The sequence below is a fragment of the Neisseria sp. SLRRB23 genome (assembly GCF_050896295.1).
Classification (GTDB): Bacteria; Pseudomonadota; Gammaproteobacteria; order Burkholderiales; family Neisseriaceae; genus Neisseria.
Genome location: NZ_JBPBFH010000066.1, coordinates 1 through 1604 on the forward strand (window position 1 = coordinate 1; position 1604 = coordinate 1604).

1 protein-coding gene is annotated in these 1604 nt (G+C 55.7%); it reads left to right on the forward strand.

The genetic code is table 11. The features are described 5' to 3' along the window. On the forward strand, nt 1-1604 hold a 1604-nt coding region (locus ACRPFF_RS10980), incomplete at both ends, for a heavy metal translocating P-type ATPase (RefSeq protein WP_432674658.1).

Below are 1604 nucleotides of genomic sequence, written 5' to 3' on the forward strand. Positions count from 1 at the left end.
ATTGAAAAAGTGTTGAACAAAAAAGATTTTGTCGAATCGGCGGGGGTGAACTTCGCCAGCGAAGAGGCGCAGGTTACGTTTGACGACAGCAAAACGTCGGTAGCCGACATTGCCAAAATCATTGAGAAAACCGGTTACGGCGCGAAGGAAAAAACGGAAGACGCGCTGCCGCAGCCCGAAGAAACAGCGCATGTAAGCTGGAGGCTGTGGCTTTTGCTGGCCATTAATATCCCGTTCCTTATCGGTATGGTAGGGATGATGCTAAAAGGGCTGAATTGGACACGGCACGATTGGATGTTGTCGCCCTTGTTGCAGTTTGCATTGGCAAGCGTGGTACAGCTTTGGCTGGCAATCCCGTTTTACAAAAGCGCGTGGGCGAGCATTAAAGGAGGGCTGGCGAATATGGACGTGCTGGTTACCATCGGCACGGTGTCGATTTACCTGTATTCCGTTTATATGCTGTTTTTCAGCCCGCACGCGGCACACGGCATGGCGCATGTGTATTTTGAAGTAGGCGTGATGGTGATTGGTTTTGTGTCGCTGGGTAAGTTTTTGGAACATCGCACTAAAAAATCCAGCCTGAACAGCTTGGGCTTGCTGCTGAAACTTACGCCGACCCAAGTCAACGTGCAACGCGATGGCAAATGGGAACAACTGCCCATCGACCAAGTGCAAATCGGCGACCTTATCCGCGCCAACCATGGCGAACGCATTGCCGCCGACGGCATCATCGAGAGCGGCAGCGGTTGGGCGGATGAGAGTCATCTTACCGGCGAATCCAACCCCGAAGAGAAAAAGGCGGGCGGCAAAGTGTTGGCGGGCGCACTGATGACCGAAGGCAGCGTGGTTTACCGCGCCACACAACTCGGCAGCCAAACCCTGCTCGGCGACATGATGAATGCGCTATCCGAAGCGCAAGGCAGCAAAGCACCGATTGCGCGCGTGGCGGACAAGGCGGCGGCAGTGTTCGTACCTGCCGTTGTGGGCATCGCGCTTTTGACTTTTATCGCTACTTGGCTGATTAAAGGCGATTGGACGGTCGCACTGATGCATGCCGTTGCCGTTTTGGTAATTGCCTGCCCGTGCGCACTCGGTTTGGCGACGCCCGCCGCGATTATGGTCGGCATGGGCAAAGCAGTGAAACACGGTATTTGGTTTAAAGACGCGGCGGCGATGGAAGAAGCCGCCCACGTCGATGCCGTTGTGTTGGACAAAACCGGCACGCTGACCGAAGGAAAGCCGCAGGTTGCCGCTGTTTATTGCGTTCCCGACAGCGGCTTTGACGAAGACGCTTTGTACCGCATCGCCGCCGCTGTCGAACAAAACGCCGCTCATCCGCTTGCCCGCGCTATCGTTTCTGCCGCCCAAGCGCGCGGTTTGGAGATTCCCACCGCGAAAGACGCGCAAACCGTTGTCGGCGCAGGCATTACCGCTGAAGTGGAAGGCGTGGGTTTGGTGAGAGCGGGCAAAGCCGAATTTGCCGAACTGACCTTGCCGAAGTTTTCAGACGGCGTTTGGGACATTGCAAGCATTGTTGCAGTCTCAGTCAATAACAAACCCATCGGCGCATTCGCACTTGCCGACGCGTTGAAAGCCGATACCGC